Origin of the sequence: Adhaeribacter soli, assembly GCF_008727925.1 — a bacterium.
GTDB classification, from domain to species: Bacteria; Bacteroidota; Bacteroidia; order Cytophagales; family Hymenobacteraceae; genus Adhaeribacter_A; species Adhaeribacter_A soli.
The window spans coordinates 698438-714795 of the sequence record NZ_VTWT01000002.1 but is presented as its reverse complement, the minus strand read 5'-3'; the positions used below and the strand labels follow the sequence as shown (position 1 = coordinate 714795).

Below are 16358 nucleotides of genomic sequence, written 5' to 3'. Positions count from 1 at the left end.
AGAAGTGTAGTCTGCCTGACCAGCCGAGAAGCCGGGCGTACCGACATCTACCCAGGTTGTGCCATTAAACTTCATCACGGTAGCTTTATTGCCGTTGCCTTTATCCCCGTAAGCTACATAAGGGGTGCCGCTGCCATCCAGCGCCAGGGAAGTGAAAGATGCCTGACCAGCCGAGAAGCCGGGAGCACCGACATCTACCCAAGTTGTGCCGTTAAACTTCTTCACGGTAGTTTTATAGCCATTGCCTCTATCCACGTAAGCTACATAAGGGGTGCCGCTGCCATCCAGCGCCAGGGAAGGATAGGCTGCAGAATTAAAGGAAGGCTGGTTGAAATCATCAGGCCCAAGCGGTTGCCAGCTTTGGGCTGAGGTTGAAAGTGCAGTTGCCAGACACCAGAAAAGCAGGATCGTGGCCTTTAGGATTTGTTTGGGTAGAGGTTTTTGCATATTTGGTTTATTTAAGTTTTGCGGATTTTGAGTTCCTGTTTCCAGGTGAGTTTCAGGTGCCTTTCCCGGTGGAAAGCATCGTATGCGAATTTTGTTAATGGAAAAGACAGAAATTGGGTAAGTTATATTTTAACAAAGGTAGTTATTGCTAAAGGTTTGAACAATACCCATTTCTGGGTATTGTTTATGCCGACCCCAAATTCATTCTAGCCTGCAAATAAGGCGCTTTAAATCAATGGGGAAATTTGAGCTAAAAGGGTTTTAAGGAAAAAATAATAATTAAAGGAAAAGAATATCTTCTGGTACTTTCGTTGTTGTTCCTTTAAATTTCGCTGGAATGGGGAAGTCAGAAAGGGATTAAGCCCTATAAAAGGAGGATTTAGTCTTATGCCGGTACTTCAGATTCTTACATGGTAAAAATATTGTAGAAAACTGCTACCTTGAGTTACTAATTCTTCATTCAGGCAGCAATTTTATGTATCCCACCTACGCCCGCGAGGCATTTACTATTTACACCGAACCGGCAAAAGCCGATATTGCGGCCATTCACAAATACCTGAGCCAGGACTCTTACTGGGCGCAAAATGTGCCGCTGGAAACGGTAGCAAAATCGCTCCGAAACTCGCTTTGCTTTCATTTATATGCCGGCGAAAAGCAGATCGGCCTGGCGCGGGTAATTACCGATAAAGCTACCTTTGCTTACCTCTGCGATGTATATGTATTGCCAGATTACAGGGGGAAAGGCCTATCAAAATGGCTTATGCAGTGCGTAAAAGAGCACCCGGACCTGCAGGGAATAAGGAGGTTTATGCTGGCTACCAAAGATGCGCACGGCCTGTACACCCAATTCGGATTCCAACTTTCTGAAGCCGGCCGTTTAATGGAGATCGTGAACAGGGAAGTTTATAAGCAGCCTAAAGAACCAGCTGAAGTGCCGGAAAAGAATTGAGCCTAATCCAGTGCCTGAACAGAGATCAAAAAGCAACTGTAGCCGCCACACCGTTATAAGGTCCGATTACCGGTAAAATCGAAACGCCATCCATCGCGCCGGTTTTGTGCAGATGCGGTACTAATATCCCGATACTGGTTCCTACGGCATAGCCTACAATATTATCGGAAAGAAAGTGTTTGCCGGCTTTTAAACGGGCATAGCCAACCACTACCGGTACGGCAGCAGCGGCTCCCCAAACTACGGGCCGCCACTTCGAATCGGGGTTGAAATCGTGAAAAACCTTAGCCGTGAAAAAGCAGGCGCTGGCCGCGGCAGCCGTATGGCCGGCATAAAAGGAATTGCGGGCATTTTTACTCCGCCGGTCTTCCTGAAGGTCCTGATTCAACGGATCGTCGTTTTTATAAGCTAAAGGACGGTAGCGGTCGGTTAGGCCGATGGTGAGGGCGTAGGCGGCACCCGTAATAGCCATGGTTTGCGCATAAAGTAAATACACCTGCCCGCCATTGTTGAATACTTCTTTATCGGCCAGCAAAGCCAACGGCACCACAAACGAGCCATAAAACGGAATATCGCTTAAGGCTTTGGCATTGGTATTATAATTGCCGGCAGCAAAACGGTCGAATTTATTGACGTCGTTTTTATCTAAAGCCGCAATTTCAGCTTCCGATAACTTGTCTTTGTTTGCGATCAGGTATAAGCCTATGCCGGTTCCGGCGATGCCTGCCAGCGTAATCCCCAGATCCCGGCCGGGTTTCGTTTCGTAAGGCGAAGGAAAATTATTCTGGCTGAAGGCGCTGCCCGTGATCTGAAAAAGCAGCAGAAAAGCGATCAATTGTTTTTTCATAGGAAAGGCTGCGTGTATATACCAATGGATAACTCAAAAACGCCCCTCGCGCTAAAATGTTTATGGCGTGTTTCAGGATGAGCCGCAGAATGTTTTAAGCCGGATTTTTTTCAATCAGACCAGTATAAAATTTGAAGAAATTGGCCTGCTTAAAGTGGTATGGTTTAAAACGAAAAAAGTGGTTTATCGGGAATTCACCCAACAAACCACTTTCCGGAAACGGTATCATTTTTATTTAAAAAGTGACAGATGCCGCCATGCCGTTATAAGAACCCATTACCGGCACAATCGAAACGCCTTCCAGTGCTTTGGTTTTATGCAGTTGCGGAACCAGAATACCTGCGCCCGCGCCAATGGCATAACCCAGCAGGTTATCGGAAAGAAAGTGCTTGCCGGCTTTTAAACGAAGGTAGCCCACCGTGGCCGGAATAGCAGCGGCCGCACCCCAGATATATGGCCGGGCTTTGGAATCGGGGTTGAAATCGTGAAAGATTTTAGCGGCAAAGAAGGTAGCGCTGGCCGCGGCAGCCGTGTGGCCGGCAAAGAAAGAGTTTTGCGCGTGTTTTTTGGTGCGTTCGGTATTATTCGGGTCGTTGTTGTAAACCAGCGGCCGGCGGCGCTCCACGTTGGCTACCGACATGGTGAATAACGTTCCGGTAATAGCCATGGTTTGCACATACAGCCCGGCTACCTGACCGGCATTCTGACTGATATCTTTATCTAAAAGCAACAGGAAAGGCAGGGCAAAAGAACCATAAAAAGGATAATCGCTTAGCTTCTTGGCATCCAGATTGAAGTTCCCGGCGGCAAACCGGTCGAATTTAGGAACGTCCTGTTTGGCGGCTTCCAGATCGGCATCGATGCGGGCCAGTTCTTCGGTCGAAGGAGCATCTTTGTTTTTCTGGATCAGATACAAACCTACTCCGCTGCCAATTACACCGGCAGCCGTTATCGGGCCATCTACGGCAAAACGGGTTTTATAAGGCGAGGTGCTTTGGGTATTTTCTGACATAGAACGCGTTTCCGGGTTAGAAGTAATACTGGCAGGGTTCTGGGCAAAAGAGATGCCCGCAAAGTTGGCCGCCACCAGTACCGTAAGCATAAGTTTTTTCATAGAAGTTCTGGAATATAATCAGATTGAAATATTTTATGCTTAGAAAACGCGGCGGCATTTAAAAGGTTAGTAAGGCAACAGTTGTTTATTCGAAGTGAATGGAATTATTTCTAGAGATAGATATTATTTTCCCTGAATCCGTTCATACTCAAGCCGGGCCAGGATAAAATCGTAGAGGGCGTTCAGGTAACTGGTCTGGGCTTCGAGCAGGTCGTTGGCCGCATCGGTTACTTCCTGGCTTTGAACCAGGCTATTCTCGAAGCGGATGCGGGTAACGTTCAGAATCTTTTCAGCCAACTGCACATTCGCTTCCCGTACATGCACGTTCTGCTGTTCGGTTTGCATGGCTAAAAGTTTGCTGTAGGTCTGAAATACGTAATCGCGCTCAAAAATAAGGAGTTCGTTGTGGCGGATCTTTAACGCAATTTTACTTTCCTGCACTTGGGCTCTTCGTAAGAATCCCTGAAACAGGAGCCAGTTCAGTTCGGCGCCGAAATAGGATACAGGGTACCATTTTTCGGTGGTATTTGTAAAATTGAATTTCTCGCGGAATGCCTGGGAGCCGTAGTAGCCATACAGCCGCAGGGTGGGCAGGGCATTATGGCGGTTGCGGGTAAGCAGCAGGTTTTCCTGTTCCTGCTGCAGCTGCAGATTCCGGTACTCCGGCCGGGCTTCCACCTTTAACTCATCCGGTAAAAATACCGCCTGCCTTTCCCCCGAAAGCAGCAACGTATCGGTTAAAACGATAGCCGAATCGAGCGGAAAACCCATCTGGTATTTAAGACTCAGCAGGTTTTGGTTCAGATTTAAAGTAGCTTTCTGCAACTCCGCCTGCTGGCTCTGCACATCGAACTGCGCCCGGTCCACATCTACCGGCTGTACCTGCCCGTTCTGGAAAAGGGTTTGCGTGTTGCGAAGGAAGGTCTCGCTACGCCCTAAATTCCCCAGGGTAAGTTTTATTTTCTTATGGTTCAGCAGGCAGGCGTAATAGGCTTTCCTCACTTCCAGGGCCAGGTCGGTTTGCGCGACCAATAATTCATTGCGGGAAATATTTTCCTGAAGTTTGGCTTTGCCGGTATTGTATTTCCGTTCCGGATCGAAAACCGCATAATTACCTTCCAACGCGGCAGTAGCGGCGTATTTGGTGCCAAAAACCACCGGAATGTTTTGTGCCGGCAAATTCCGGAATTCGCCCGGAAGAATTACCGTTGGCAGTTGCTGGTTATAGCGCATATCGAAAGCCCCCGAAATTTCCGGATACCGGGCGGCTTTTTCCTGCCGCAATCGGGCTTCATTTACCTGCACATTGTATTGCTTATTATGCACCGTAAGCTGATTCTGCTGCGCAAACTGCAGCGCCTCCGCCAGCGAAACTGCCCGGCTTTGCGCGTGCACAATCCTGCCACTGAAAAACAGCAAAAACAGCAAAAGATTACTTTTTACGTGCCGGAACATAGTGTCTCTTAATACAGGTATTTTATTGGAATCCTTTATATTTCCCTCATTCGATCTTTAAATCAGTTTTCTTCGCTGTAGTCCGTTCCCGTGGTCTGTGTCCCCGCAGACCACCCTGCTGCTGGTTGATGTCCGTACTCATTTCAACCTATTGTGCTTCGGTCTGTGAGGGCACAGACCGAGGAGACAGAGTTCTCTCAATTGGTCTTCTCAATCAACCACAGTTTCCGTGGTCTGTGTCCCCACAGACCACCTTGTTGCTGTCTGAGGTTGGCGCTAATTTCAACCCCTGTGCTTCGGTCTGTGAGGGCACAGACCGAGGTGATGATTTTTATAATTCAATAATTCAACAGTTCCCCATTTTCAAATCTCCAAATCTCCAAATCTCCAAATCTCCAAATCTTCTCATTAGCACATTAGCACATTAATACATTACCTCATTAGCACATTAAAATCACGCTCTGAAAACCGAAGCGGGTTCGGCTTTGGTAATTCTCCGGATGGCGAAAAAGGCGCCGCCTACCGAAATAATCAAGGTTATGAACAGAAAACCGGCGCGGATCAACAGGGAAAAATTGAATATAGCGCCTTGGGTAGAAATGCCGTACCGGAACCCTTCCAGCAGCAGCGAGCCAACCAGGTACCCGACCGTTGCAATAAGCAGTGCCTGGGTTAAGATCAGTTGCCAGATGTAGCTATTGTCGGCGCCGATGGCTTTTATGGTGGCGTAATCTTTAATGCGGTCTACGGCGGCGGAGTACAGGGTTAAACCGATAATGACAAGGCCGGAAACCACCGCAAAGGCAATTAAGGAACCCGTGGAAATGGCAATGCCGCTGGAGCCCAGCACGGTTTTAACGGTTGCTTTCGAAAATTCTTCCGGAGTCCAGGCGCGCACGCCGTAAATGTGCCGGTTTATGGCGTTGCGCACCGAATCGGGATTGGCGCCGGGCTTCAGGTCTACTAAATAGGCGTTTACTTTATTTTCGGGAACGTTGCCGATGGCCCGCGCTCGCGCAATGGTGGTGAACACATACGCCGCCCCAAAGCCGCGGGCGCCGCGCGTTTGTGCCACCACTTCCACCCGGTGACCGTTAATTTCAAAATCGTCGCCGTAGCCGGTGCCTCCCAGGCTTTCCCGGTCGAAATATTCGGTGGTAATGGCATAATCGCGGAGCAGGTCGAAGGTGCTTCCTTGCATTAAATTCCAGGGGCCGCCTTTAAAATAAGGTGGTTCCGAACCGATGAGCAGTACCCCGAAACTCTTGCCGTTCTTAAACTTGGCGCTTCCCCCGGAAACCACGTACGGATACGCTTTGGCTACCCCCGGAATAGATTCGGCCTGCCGGCCGGTGCGCACGTCTATCTGGCCAAGGGCATTTACGTTGGTGGTGTTTTCATCTACGATCCACAAACCGGTTGGCGTATTGTCTACCAGGGCGCTCATGGCATTGGTCAGGAAAATGAAGATGCCGCTCTGCTGCCCGATCAGGAAGTTGGCAATGACCACGCCCAGCAAAGCCCCGATGGTTTTGGCTTTGTCGTAGATCATAAAACGGAGCGCGGTCTTCAGCATACATTTCTACTTGGTGAAAATGAGGCACTCCACGCGCATCCCGAATAGCAAAGGTTTCCCTTTTTCAGCTTCTATCCGGACTTCGCGCACCCGCCGGTCTTCCAGGTCGCCGGCGGCATCGCTGAACAAACTTTTCTTCTTTAAATAAGGCGCCGCAAAGATCACTTTCCCGAAGGCCAGCGTATCGTTCATGCCCTGGTGCCGGATCAGGGCTTTCTGTCCGGCTTTTACGCGGTCGGCAAACAGTTCGTCTACTTCGCAGAGGGCTGTAACGGGGCCTTCCGGCGCAAAATCGGCAATAGGAGTGAAGGCTGTGATAGCGGCGCCGGGGGTAAGGTCCATGGTGAGCACCAAGCCGTTTTCGGGGGCTTTTACATAGCGTTTTTCCAGGGCTAGTTCCGAAATTTCCCTTTTCTGCATAGCATCGGTAATTTCCTGACGTTTGGCTTTTAGTTCCGCTTGCAACCGGTTTACTTCCCGGGCGGCAGCATCGGCTTCGGTCCGGGCATTGTCTACGTTCTGGCGGCTTTCGGCTCCCTGGTTATAGGCATTTTGCAGGCGCTGGAACTGCAGTTTCAAATTTGCGGCTTTGGTTTGGGCGGCAGCCAGAGAGGCTTCGCCGGCGCGGATCTCGCTTTGGCGGATGGCAATGGTGGTGGCATCGTTCTTTACCTGAGCAGCTTCGGTCAGTGAAGTCATTTCAATGATCGTATCGCCGGCTTGTACTGAATCGCCGGCTTGGGCTACGATCCTTTTCACCACCCCGCTTACTTCCGCACTCAGCTGAATGATTTTGGCTTCCGGTTCAATTCTGCCAATGGCCGAAACCTGGTTTGGATCGAAGCTGGTTTTATGTTCACTTACCGGGTTGTCCTTTTCCGGATTTCCGCAGGAAAACAGAAACAGCAGCAACAGCAACCGGAAGCCGGAGCTAAAAAGCTGCCGGCCCTTGTCCTGATTTTCTTCTGCGGATCTGCCTGTTGCCATATTTCTTTTCTGCTTCTACTTTTTATTCCACAACGCTACCGTTTTCCACCCTTATCAGCCGGTCGGCGAATGATTCCAGGCGCGGGTCGTGGGTTACTACTGCTACCGCTTTGTTTTGCCGGGCCAGCTCCCGTAATTCCTCCATAATTACTTCCGCCGATTTAATATCCAGCGAGGCCGTTGGTTCGTCGCAAAGTACCATTTCCGGATTGGTTACCAGGGCGCGGGCAATGGCTACGCGTTGCTGCTGCCCGCCGGAAAGTTCTTTGGGCATAAATTTCTGACGGTCGGTCATGTTTACGGAGGCTAAAGCGGCTTCGGCGCGGGCTTTGGCTTCGGCGGGTTTTACCTTGCTAAGTTGAAGCGGCAGCATCACGTTTTCGAGGCTCGTAAGCGGGGCAATCAGGTTAATGCTCTGGAAAACAAACCCGATCTCCTGCAGCCGAAGCCGGGCCAGTTGTTTTTCGCTCAGCTCGGAAGTGTAGGTGCCCTTTATGTTTACTTTCCCTTCGGTAGGATAAATGACACAACCCAGTAGGGAAAGCAGGGTGGTTTTGCCCGATCCCGAAGGTCCGATAATGACCATCAGTTCGCCGGCACGCACTTCCAGATCGGTTGGCTGCAGGGCTACAATTTCCGTGTCGCCGCTTTGGTAGCGTTTAGTGGCTTGCTGAAGCGTAGCGATAATGCGGGACATAAAGAAGCAGGTTTAACAAATTTGTTTTCAGGCTCAAAAGAAAAGTATTTCGGGTACCTAGTACACTGTTAATTTAAATTATAGAATTTGCTTGACGGGATTTGTAATCCCGTCTTAACTGAGCCGTGGGATTTGTAATCCCACTTTCTAAAAATTAACTTGACTATGTACTAGATTTAACCTGCAGCGCTGTATTTAGTTTGAATTGCGCTTAACTGCTTTGAGATTAGCCTGATCGTGACAAAATCTCACCGGTCTCGGAGACCGGTGAGATTTTACCGGGTTTAATTCAGAAAATCATGTGAAAGGCTATAACTGTAGGGTAAAAGTTCAGTTTTTTAGTCTGAAACTATTGTACTAATTTTGCCCTCCGGTTGCGCCCGTAAGTACAACAGCGCAATTATGGTTTTTTATAGTTTTTGTACCTAACATTTAAACGAAATGCCTTATTTATTTACCTCCGAATCGGTTTCCGAAGGGCACCCGGACAAAGTAGCCGACCAGATCTCTGATGCACTTTTAGACGAATTCCTCCGCCAGGATCCGGCTTCTAAAGTGGCTTGCGAAACCCTTGTAACAACCGGCTTGGTGGTGCTGAGCGGCGAAGTGAAAACGGAAGCCTACGTAGACGTGCAGAAAGTGGCGCGCGAAGTGATCAAGAAAATCGGTTATACCAAATCTGAATATAAGTTCGATTCCGAAGCCTGTGGCGTTATTTCAGCCATTCATGAGCAATCCGGCGACATTAACCAGGGCGTAGAGCGTGCCAAACCGGAAGAGCAGGGCGCCGGAGACCAGGGTATGATGTTCGGTTATGCCACCAACGAAACGGACTCTTACATGCCGTTGGCGCTGGAAATTTCGCACGTGCTGCTGAAAGAACTGGCCGCGATCCGCAAGGAAGGCAAGGAAATGACCTATCTCCGTCCGGATGCAAAGTCTCAGGTTACCATTCGTTACTCCGATACGCACGTGCCGGAAACGATCGATACCATTGTGATTTCTACCCAGCACGATGATTTTGCCGGCGAAGCAGAAATGCTGAAAAAAATCAACGACGACGTGCTGAACATCCTGATTCCACGCGTAAAAGCGAAGCTTTCGAAAGTAGCTAACCTGTTTACCAGCGATATTAAGTACCACATTAACCCTACCGGTAAGTTCGTAATTGGCGGACCGCACGGTGATACCGGTTTAACCGGCCGTAAAATTATTGTAGATACTTACGGCGGTAAAGGTGCGCACGGTGGCGGTGCTTTCTCCGGCAAAGATTCTTCCAAAGTAGACCGTTCGGCAGCTTATGCGGCGCGCCACATTGCTAAAAACTTAGTTGCAGCCGGCGTAGCCGATCAGGTATTGGTGCAGGTTGCTTACGCCATTGGCGTGGCCGATCCGGTTGGCTTATACGTTACTACTTACAACTCTACCAAAGTAAAAGGCGCTAACGGCGAAGTAATGAGCGATGGTGAGATCTCTGAAAAAGTAGCTAGCCTGTTCGATATGCGCCCTTACGGCATTGTAACCCGCTTCGGTCTGCAGAACCCGATTTTTGCAGAAACCGCTGCCTACGGACACATGGGCCGCACCCCGGAAAAGAAAACCGTAAAAGTAAAGCAGAACGGCAACTGGACCGAGAAAGAAGTGGAAACCTTTACCTGGGAGAAACTCGACTACGTAGATAAAATCAAAGCTGCCTTCGGTTTATAAGCCGGAAATGCTATCCTTTTAACGGGAAAACCCGGGCCATTTGGTCCGGGTTTTTTTGTTCCGTTGACTAAAGTCAACGGCAATGGATACTCTTTTCTGGCGCAAGTGTTAAGCGTAAGCGGCACTTGGGCTTAAAGAACAAGGGGAAGTCTTCAGACTTCCGTATTTATAAAGAAAACTTATTCTTCCCGATACGCCAGTCTGGAGACTGGCTCTCGTCTTTTAAGCCCAAGTGCCGCTTACGCTTAACACTTGCGCCAGAAAGTTACCAGGGTACGGCATGGATAGTTATTAAAAGAATTTGGAATAGGAAAATAAACCGAAAGCGCCTGCCGCTACTATGGCCAGAAGCGTGGTTTTCCAGGAAACAGCGAAGGTGCCGTTTTGGTATTTTTCTTTCTGAAGCAGCAAACGCAAAACCAGAATGGCAGCCACCAAACTCCACCAGATAATTTGTTGCGGACCTTTTTCGAGTTTTTCAGGAGTAAGAATAACCAATATTATTACCGGGAAGCCGGTGAGATGATATAAAAATTTCAGGTGTAAGGATTGGAGTTGCAGCATATGATCAGGGGTTAAATATGTTTTTTCAGATAGATAGTACAGTTTTTAAGCAGCCAGTAACTTCCGGAGATAAAGGGTGTTTTCCAGGTTTTTGCCGTAATCTGCCAGGGTGTACCATAAACGAGGCTTGCTTTCTACCAGGACTTCGGTAAGACCGTTCTGCAGCTCATTGATCCGGATCTGTACTTTTTCGCCGAAAGATTTCCAGCTGTACGGAGTTTTTAGCTTTACCAGATCGTTGGCGGTTTGTAATTCCCAATCTTTGCTGGGGTAATGATTCTGTAGTTTTGCTAAGATCTCTTCTTTCGTTAAGTAAGACTGAAAACACGCTACCTGGTGCACCGAAAGGTCTTCCTGGCTAAGTTGGTTGCCCCGTAGCTTTTTCACTTCCCGCATTTGTTTGTAAGTAATAAAAAGCCCTACCATAAGCCCGAAGCCTAAACCGGAAATAAGCGATTGCAAAATCCGTGCTTCGCCGCTGGCTGAAAAGTAATACATAAGCGCCTGCGTGCTGCCATAACCAAGGGACATAAAAGCAAATACCTTCAGGAAGAACTGTAAAGCCAATTTCATCGTGTAAGATTTTAAGAACTTAGATTACGCTTGCTAATATAACACGCTGGCGCTAAAAAAAGCAACTTAAAGGCCCTGAAGCTTTTCTATTGCGGAGCGAATTTCTTCCGGAATGGCCACTTTCTCATTTTTATTAAAGTCGAACATTACCAGCACATCTTTGGCTTCGGCTGCCACTTCGCCCTGTTCGTTCAAAATCTGGTGCTTCAGTCCGAAACTGGTGTTTTTTATAAAGTCGAGTTTAACCTGCACCGTAATACTGCCGGGGTAATGCAGCTCTTTCAGGAAATTGCAACTTGTAGAAGCCAGAATGGCGCCCACTTTTGTTTCTTTGAAAAGCCGTGAAAGGCCAATGGCATCCCAGTAATTTACCCGCGAAGCCTGAATGTATTTGAAATACGACACATTGTTGATATGCCCGAACATATCCATCTCGCTCCAGTCGAGGCGTATTTGCAGTTTTACGGGGTAAGTTTCCATAGATAGTTTTTATCAGAAATCCGAAGGTAAGGTTTTCCTTTTTAAGCCGGAATTTATACCGTTTTTTCAGTAGCGTAGGGTTTAAACCCTACGCTACTGATGTTTTAAACGGAAAAAGCCCGGCTTACAGGCCAGGCTTTTTACTCTATAATTCAGGAAATTCAAAAACCTCGAAGAGATTTCATTTTCAAATCTTCAAATCTTCAAATTTCCAAATTGCCTTAGTGCGACATCATCTTTTCCTTATGCCGTTTTACCTGCGTCGTAAGGGCGTCTAAGGCTTTATCGGTCGCGGTTTCGAAGGTTGGGGCTTCTTCTTTTACGAACAGCGTAGCGCCCGGTACAAACAGTTTTACCTCTACGGTTTTGTTGGCAATGCCATCGTTATTATTTAAACGGAGAAAAACTTCTCCTTCGGTAATGCGGTCATAGAACGTTTCCAGTTTGTCGAGCCGTTGCTGAATGAAATCGATGAGTTTCTGGTCGGCATCGAAATGGATTGAATGCATTTGTAACTTCATAGTGATTGTTTGGTTAAATGGAACACTAGGCTTTGGGGTGTGCTTTATCGAAGATCGATTTCAGCTTTTCAATAGTATTATGGGTGTAAACCTGGGTGGCGGCTAAACTGCTATGGCCCAGCAAATCCTTTATGGCGTTCAGATCGGCGCCATTGTCGAGCAGGTGCGTGGCAAACGTATGCCGGAGCACGTGCGGATTGCGGTGTTTAGATGTTGTAACCATGCCCGTATAAGTTTTCACAATGCGGTAAACCAGCTTGGGGTAAAGCGGCTGCATTTTAGTAGTAACGAGCAGCATGGTAGGTTTGTTTTGCCCGGCAGCAGAAGTTTTAAATTCCAGGTAAGTTCTGATGCAATTTTCCAGGCTTTTGTGAAGCGGTAAGATCCGCTCTTTCTGGCTTTTACCCAGTACCCGGATGGTTTTTTGGTGCAGATCTATACTGTTTTCCTGCAAGCCGATGAGCTCGGAAAGGCGCATGCCGGTACCGTAAAGCAGTTCCAGTACCAGTTTATCGCGCCAGCCTTCGAAGGTATCCGGAAATTCTATTTGCTCGAAAAGCTGTTGCATGGTTTCCTGAGGCAGAAAAGCCGGAAGCTTTTTGCCGGCTTTGGGCGCGGTAACCTTCAGCATGGGGTTTTGGGAAATTGCCCCGTTCTTGAAAAGGAATTTATAATAGGAGCGAAGGCAGGCAATTTTCCGGTTCACGCTGCGGGCCTCCATTTTATTTTGCAGCAGCGTAATGATCCAGGAACGGATCAGGGTATGGTCGGCCTGGGCGGGATCGGTGATCTGGTAGGTGTGCGCCAGGTAATCGGCAAACTGGCCCAAGTCGGTTTGGTAGGAGGTAAGCGTATGCGGACTGTAACGCTTTTCGTAAGTAAGGTATTTAAAAAATAAATCCATAAATCGGTACCGGAAGCTAGAGCTTCAGTAATACCAATTTATGGAAATTTATTTTAAAAGGAAACGAATTAGTAATTTTCGTTTGCGAAAAGCGTCTGGATGTAAGCTGCTTTTTGTTTCTGCTTGCGCTTGGTGATAGAAGGTTTCTGGAAGAAAGTGCGCGAACGCAGTTCTTTCAACACACCGGTTCTTTCGAATTTCTTCTTAAATCTTTTTAAAGCGCGGTCTACCGACTCGTTATCCTTAACGTTTACAATTATCATATCAGGTTTGAATTACTTATTTTAAAGGCTGCAAATTTATAAAGAACTGTCTTGAAAGTCAAGCGAATTTAGTGAATAATGATTAGTGATTAGTGATTAGTATTGAAAAAGTGGGTTTTTGATCGAAAAACGAAGGTTTTGCAATGAAAATCCTTCAAAAATTTCGTTTTATTTTCAGGATTACTAATCATTATTCACTAATCATTACTTAAGGATGGCGCGGGAAATTACCAGTTTCTGGATCTCCGAAGTTCCTTCGCCGATGGTGCAAAGTTTGGAGTCGCGGTAGTATTTTTCAGCTGGGTAGTCTTTGGTGTAGCCGTAGCCGCCGAAGATCTGAACGCCTTCCGTAGCCGCCCGTACGCAAACTTCTGATGCGTAGTACTTGGCCATGGCCGATTCTTTGTTTACGTTCTGGCCTTTGTTTTTCATGTCAGCCGCACGGTAGGTTAGGAGGGAAGCTGCTTCAATTTCAGTAGCAATATCGGCCAGTTTAAAGGCAATACCCTGGAAATCGGAGATCGGCTTGTTGAACTGGTGACGTTCTTTGGAATAAGCCAAAGCTGCCTCGTATGCGCCCTGGGCAATACCTAGGCTAAGCGCGGCAATCGAGATGCGGCCGCCGTCCAGTACCTTCATGGCCTGAATAAAACCTTCCCCTTCTTTGCCCAGCATGTTGCTTTCGTGCACGCGGCAATCGGTAAAGATCATTTCCGTGGTTTCGGAAGCGCGCATGCCCAGTTTGTCTTCTTTGCGGCCGCCTTCAAAACCCGGGGTACCTCTTTCAATGGCAAAAGCCGTCATGCCGTGCGAATCGCCTACTTCGCCGGTCCGCACAATTACTACCGCAATGTTGCCGGTTTTGCCGTGCGTAATAAAGTTTTTGGCGCCGTTAATTACCCAGTGATCGCCGTCTTTTACTGCTACCGTGCGCATGTTGCCGGAGTCGGAACCGGTGTTCGGCTCCGTTAAGCCCCAGGCGCCGATCCACTCGGCCGTAGCCAGTTTCGGTAACCATTTCTTTTTCTGTTCCTCATTACCGAAAGCCATAATATGGCCGGTGCAAAGCGAATTGTGCGCCGCCATGGAAAGCCCGATAGAACCGTCGATCTTCGATAATTCCGCAATGGCCGTTACGTACTCCAGGTAACCAAAGCCGGAACCGCCGTACTCGGTTGGCACCAGTACGCCCATCAGGCCAAGTTCGCCTAATTGCTTGAAAACGTGCACCGGAAATTCCTGGCTTTCGTCCCATTTCATCATGTCTGGCTTGATGTTTTTGGCGCCGAAATCCCGGATCATCTGGGCAATCATTTTCTGATTTTCAGTAAAAAGTAAATCCATATATAAGAATTGTATTTATAGTTAGGAACGGTACTCTTTTTAAATAAAAAGTATGCAAAGCTAAAGGAATTTCGGGAAAAACCAGTAAGCAGGTGTTTTGCAACAGAAGGACAGAAATAGAAACAGGTTAAAAAAAACGGTCTGCTTTTTATAAGCAGACCGTTTGAAAAAAAGAATTTCAGCATTACTGATAATAATATTCCTGCGGCAGTTTTTTGTAAACCGGGAAGATCCAGCCCAGCTTAATGCCGGCCAGCAGGTCGAAGCGGTTCCGGGTATCCTTTTGCATCTGGTTGAAATCGTAATCGCGGCGGCTTCTGGTGAAGCCTTCGGTAACTTCCAGGGCGGCAAAAAAATTGATGCGCCGGTTCCTGTCTAAAAATAAGTAACCGATATTTTGGGTAAGGGCCAGGCCATTGGTAAGCCGGTCGTAGCCTTTCTGGTACTCTTTACGTACCTGAGGCGCTGTATTACTCACGTCTTCGTAATTGATCTTGTGCTGCAGCAGACCGATGCCTCCCAAAACAAAAAAACCGGAATTCACGCTTGCCCGGCCGAATGGTGCTGAGAATAACTTGCCTGCTTTAAACATCGGGAGCTTGGTGCCTCTTTCTGTGATCCGTACATCGGCATAAATACCGTCTTCGCCAATAAGGTAGCCTTCCTTGGTTGTTATATTTGAAAGAGCATTTTCTTTTACTTCGTTACCAAAAAGGTAGGTTAGTTCCAGCCCAAAGAGCCAGTTGGTTTTGGTTTTAAATAAAAAGCCCCCGCCGGCTTCAAAGTTATTGCCGAAGCGTTGGGCCATATCCGCGCCGCTCAGGTCAAAACCGCCGGTGGCGTAGATCATAGGCACCGGCATCAGCGAGTCTTTCCGGGCAGTTTGGGCCTTAGCCGAAAAAGAAAAAATAAAGAGCGAGACAACCAAAAAGCTAAAAATCCTGTTCACGGGGGAAATGGTATGTATTTTCAGGTAAAAAGTACTTAGCAAAGTTACTTAAATTTTGCAAGGCTTCGGAAATTAATTTTGTTTTGGAGCGAAATTATACCTGTATAAATGCTTACTTTGCAGTTTATTTACAGAAACTGAACCCTAATTCGATTTTTATTTAACTAACCTGTTAATGCAAATTACCCTGCTATCTAAGCTAGTTCGTTGCTGTTTGCTTCTTCTTTTTCTTTCCTTTTGGTCTTGCCGTACTTACCGCCAGAATATCATGTTTCAGACCGAAAATGAGCTGAACATGGAGAAAATGCGCGCCGAAATGGCCAATGCCGAACAGAATTATATTATTCAACCGAATGATTACCTCGATGTTCAGGTGTACACCAACCGCGGGGAAAGGATTTTTGACCCGAATGATGAAATTCTGAGAAGTTTGTCTTCGGGCGGAACCATGCAGCGGCAGTTGCTGGAAAAACCAAATTTCCTGGTTCAGAATAACGGGGTGGTAAAATTACCGATGGTAGATTATGTGAAAGTTTCCGGCCTTACGTTGCTGCAAACAGACAGCCTTTTGCAGGTACTTTTTACCCGGTTTTATAAAGATGTTTTTGTTGTAACGAAGGTTGTTAATAACCGCATATTTGTCCTAGGGTCGCCAGGTGGTAAAGTTATTCCGATGGCAAACGATAATATGAACCTGGTGGAAGTGCTCGCGTTGGCGGGTGGTATTGATAAAAACGGCAAGGCTTATAACATTAGGCTCATTCGGGGCGATCTGCAAAACCCTAGTGTACAAATAATCGATTTATCTACCATAGAAGGAATGCGTAAGGCGGCATTGAACGTTGAGCCCAACGATATTGTTTACGTGGAGCCGGTTCGAAGAGTGTTCCTGGAAGCACTAGCCGATTACCTGCCGGTTTTCAGTGCTATTACCAGTGTGCTAACTACTTATATTGTAATTAAGGACCTGGTACAATAAAC

General features: G+C 47.5%; 18 protein-coding genes. 3 read left to right on the top strand and 15 right to left on the bottom strand.

The genetic code is table 11. From position 1 onward, the window contains the following. Nucleotides 1-447: hypothetical protein (locus F0P94_RS06280; RefSeq protein WP_225307131.1), on the bottom strand; the 447-nt coding region annotated here is incomplete at its 3' end. A 475-nt stretch (nucleotides 448-922) separates the two neighbouring features. On the opposite strand from F0P94_RS06280, the gene F0P94_RS06275 reads away from it, so the two are divergent. Then, a complete protein-coding gene (locus F0P94_RS06275) occupies nucleotides 923-1396 on the top strand; it encodes a GNAT family N-acetyltransferase (RefSeq protein WP_150902956.1) in 474 nt (157 codons plus the stop codon). A 25-nt stretch (nucleotides 1397-1421) separates the two neighbouring features. Here F0P94_RS06275 and F0P94_RS06270 read toward each other — a convergent pair whose 3' ends face one another. The 6 genes from F0P94_RS06270 to F0P94_RS06245 all read right to left on the bottom strand — a co-directional run bounded on the left by F0P94_RS06270 (nucleotide 1422) and on the right by F0P94_RS06245 (nucleotide 8072). Next, entirely contained in the window at nucleotides 1422-2243 is an 822-nt protein-coding gene (locus tag F0P94_RS06270; protein WP_150902955.1) for a phosphatase PAP2 family protein, read from the bottom strand. A gap of 235 nt (nucleotides 2244-2478) precedes the next feature. Further along, a complete protein-coding gene (locus F0P94_RS06265) occupies nucleotides 2479-3357 on the bottom strand; it encodes a phosphatase PAP2 family protein (protein WP_225307130.1) in 879 nt (292 codons plus the stop codon). A gap of 123 nt (nucleotides 3358-3480) precedes the next feature. Beyond that, entirely contained in the window at nucleotides 3481-4812 is a 1332-nt protein-coding gene (locus F0P94_RS06260; RefSeq protein ID WP_150902954.1) for a TolC family protein, read from the bottom strand. Nucleotides 4813-5266: 454 nt separating this feature from the next. Next, nucleotides 5267-6388 carry an ABC transporter permease gene (locus F0P94_RS06255; RefSeq protein WP_150902953.1) on the bottom strand — a complete coding sequence of 374 codons (1122 nt, stop codon included), beginning with the start codon at nucleotides 6386-6388 and terminating at the stop codon, nucleotides 5267-5269. Between the two features lie 6 nt (nucleotides 6389-6394). After that, nucleotides 6395-7375, bottom strand: coding sequence for an HlyD family secretion protein (locus F0P94_RS06250; RefSeq protein ID WP_150902952.1), 981 nt, complete (start codon nucleotides 7373-7375; stop codon nucleotides 6395-6397). Between the two features lie 22 nt (nucleotides 7376-7397). Then, a complete protein-coding gene (locus F0P94_RS06245) occupies nucleotides 7398-8072 on the bottom strand; it encodes an ABC transporter ATP-binding protein (RefSeq protein WP_150902951.1) in 675 nt (224 codons plus the stop codon). A gap of 441 nt (nucleotides 8073-8513) precedes the next feature. Between F0P94_RS06245 and metK the strand changes: the two genes are divergently transcribed. Then, nucleotides 8514-9779: a methionine adenosyltransferase gene (metK, locus tag F0P94_RS06240; protein ID WP_150902950.1), complete on the top strand. Its 1266-nt coding sequence runs from the start codon at nucleotides 8514-8516 to the stop codon at nucleotides 9777-9779. A 291-nt stretch (nucleotides 9780-10070) separates the two neighbouring features. Here metK and F0P94_RS06235 read toward each other — a convergent pair whose 3' ends face one another. The 8 genes from F0P94_RS06235 to F0P94_RS06200 all read right to left on the bottom strand — a co-directional run bounded on the left by F0P94_RS06235 (nucleotide 10071) and on the right by F0P94_RS06200 (nucleotide 15377). Then, complete coding sequence (locus F0P94_RS06235; protein WP_150902949.1) at nucleotides 10071-10343, bottom strand: hypothetical protein; 273 nt, start codon at nucleotides 10341-10343, stop codon at nucleotides 10071-10073. A gap of 45 nt (nucleotides 10344-10388) precedes the next feature. Then, complete coding sequence (locus F0P94_RS06230) at nucleotides 10389-10916, bottom strand: hypothetical protein (protein WP_150902948.1); 528 nt, start codon at nucleotides 10914-10916, stop codon at nucleotides 10389-10391. Nucleotides 10917-10982: 66 nt separating this feature from the next. After that, nucleotides 10983-11396, bottom strand: coding sequence for an acyl-CoA thioesterase (locus tag F0P94_RS06225; RefSeq protein WP_150902947.1), 414 nt, complete (start codon nucleotides 11394-11396; stop codon nucleotides 10983-10985). 221 nt (nucleotides 11397-11617) lie between these two features. Continuing rightward, nucleotides 11618-11917 (bottom strand): ribosome hibernation-promoting factor, HPF/YfiA family, encoded by a 300-nt coding sequence (gene hpf, locus F0P94_RS06220; protein WP_150902946.1) that lies wholly within the window; start codon nucleotides 11915-11917, stop codon nucleotides 11618-11620. A gap of 25 nt (nucleotides 11918-11942) precedes the next feature. Further along, entirely contained in the window at nucleotides 11943-12821 is an 879-nt protein-coding gene (locus F0P94_RS06215; protein ID WP_150902945.1) for a tyrosine-type recombinase/integrase, read from the bottom strand. A gap of 68 nt (nucleotides 12822-12889) precedes the next feature. Further along, nucleotides 12890-13084: a 30S ribosomal protein S21 gene (gene rpsU, locus F0P94_RS06210; RefSeq protein ID WP_150902944.1), complete on the bottom strand. Its 195-nt coding sequence runs from the start codon at nucleotides 13082-13084 to the stop codon at nucleotides 12890-12892. Nucleotides 13085-13288: 204 nt separating this feature from the next. After that, nucleotides 13289-14428 carry an acyl-CoA dehydrogenase family protein gene (locus F0P94_RS06205; protein ID WP_150902943.1) on the bottom strand — a complete coding sequence of 380 codons (1140 nt, stop codon included), beginning with the start codon at nucleotides 14426-14428 and terminating at the stop codon, nucleotides 13289-13291. Between the two features lie 184 nt (nucleotides 14429-14612). Beyond that, a complete protein-coding gene (locus tag F0P94_RS06200; RefSeq protein ID WP_150902942.1) occupies nucleotides 14613-15377 on the bottom strand; it encodes a hypothetical protein in 765 nt (254 codons plus the stop codon). Nucleotides 15378-15645: 268 nt separating this feature from the next. Here F0P94_RS06200 and F0P94_RS06195 point away from each other — a divergent pair, with 268 nt between their 5' ends. Continuing rightward, nucleotides 15646-16356 (top strand): polysaccharide biosynthesis/export family protein, encoded by a 711-nt coding sequence (locus F0P94_RS06195; protein WP_225307129.1) that lies wholly within the window; start codon nucleotides 15646-15648, stop codon nucleotides 16354-16356. The last annotated feature ends 2 nt before the right edge of the window (nucleotides 16357-16358 follow it).

Excerpts from the sequence above, each read along its gene's own strand:
- F0P94_RS06275 (WP_150902956.1), top strand. The coding sequence starts at position 923 with ATGTATCCCACCTACGCCCGCGAGGCATTTACTATTTACACCGAACCG.
- F0P94_RS06270 (WP_150902955.1), bottom strand. The coding sequence starts at position 2,243 with ATGAAAAAACAATTGATCGCTTTTCTGCTGCTTTTTCAGATCACGGGC.
- F0P94_RS06265 (WP_225307130.1), bottom strand. The coding sequence starts at position 3,357 with ATGAAAAAACTTATGCTTACGGTACTGGTGGCGGCCAACTTTGCGGGC.
- F0P94_RS06260 (WP_150902954.1), bottom strand. The coding sequence starts at position 4,812 with ATGTTCCGGCACGTAAAAAGTAATCTTTTGCTGTTTTTGCTGTTTTTC.
- F0P94_RS06255 (WP_150902953.1), bottom strand. The coding sequence starts at position 6,388 with ATGCTGAAGACCGCGCTCCGTTTTATGATCTACGACAAAGCCAAAACC.
- F0P94_RS06250 (WP_150902952.1), bottom strand. The coding sequence starts at position 7,375 with ATGGCAACAGGCAGATCCGCAGAAGAAAATCAGGACAAGGGCCGGCAG.
- F0P94_RS06245 (WP_150902951.1), bottom strand. The coding sequence starts at position 8,072 with ATGTCCCGCATTATCGCTACGCTTCAGCAAGCCACTAAACGCTACCAA.
- metK (WP_150902950.1), top strand. The coding sequence starts at position 8,514 with ATGCCTTATTTATTTACCTCCGAATCGGTTTCCGAAGGGCACCCGGAC.
- F0P94_RS06235 (WP_150902949.1), bottom strand. The coding sequence starts at position 10,343 with ATGCTGCAACTCCAATCCTTACACCTGAAATTTTTATATCATCTCACC.
- F0P94_RS06230 (WP_150902948.1), bottom strand. The coding sequence starts at position 10,916 with ATGAAATTGGCTTTACAGTTCTTCCTGAAGGTATTTGCTTTTATGTCC.
- F0P94_RS06225 (WP_150902947.1), bottom strand. The coding sequence starts at position 11,396 with ATGGAAACTTACCCCGTAAAACTGCAAATACGCCTCGACTGGAGCGAG.
- hpf (WP_150902946.1), bottom strand. The coding sequence starts at position 11,917 with ATGAAGTTACAAATGCATTCAATCCATTTCGATGCCGACCAGAAACTC.
- F0P94_RS06215 (WP_150902945.1), bottom strand. The coding sequence starts at position 12,821 with ATGGATTTATTTTTTAAATACCTTACTTACGAAAAGCGTTACAGTCCG.
- rpsU (WP_150902944.1), bottom strand. The coding sequence starts at position 13,084 with ATGATAATTGTAAACGTTAAGGATAACGAGTCGGTAGACCGCGCTTTA.
- F0P94_RS06205 (WP_150902943.1), bottom strand. The coding sequence starts at position 14,428 with ATGGATTTACTTTTTACTGAAAATCAGAAAATGATTGCCCAGATGATC.
- F0P94_RS06195 (WP_225307129.1), top strand. The coding sequence starts at position 15,646 with ATGTTTCAGACCGAAAATGAGCTGAACATGGAGAAAATGCGCGCCGAA.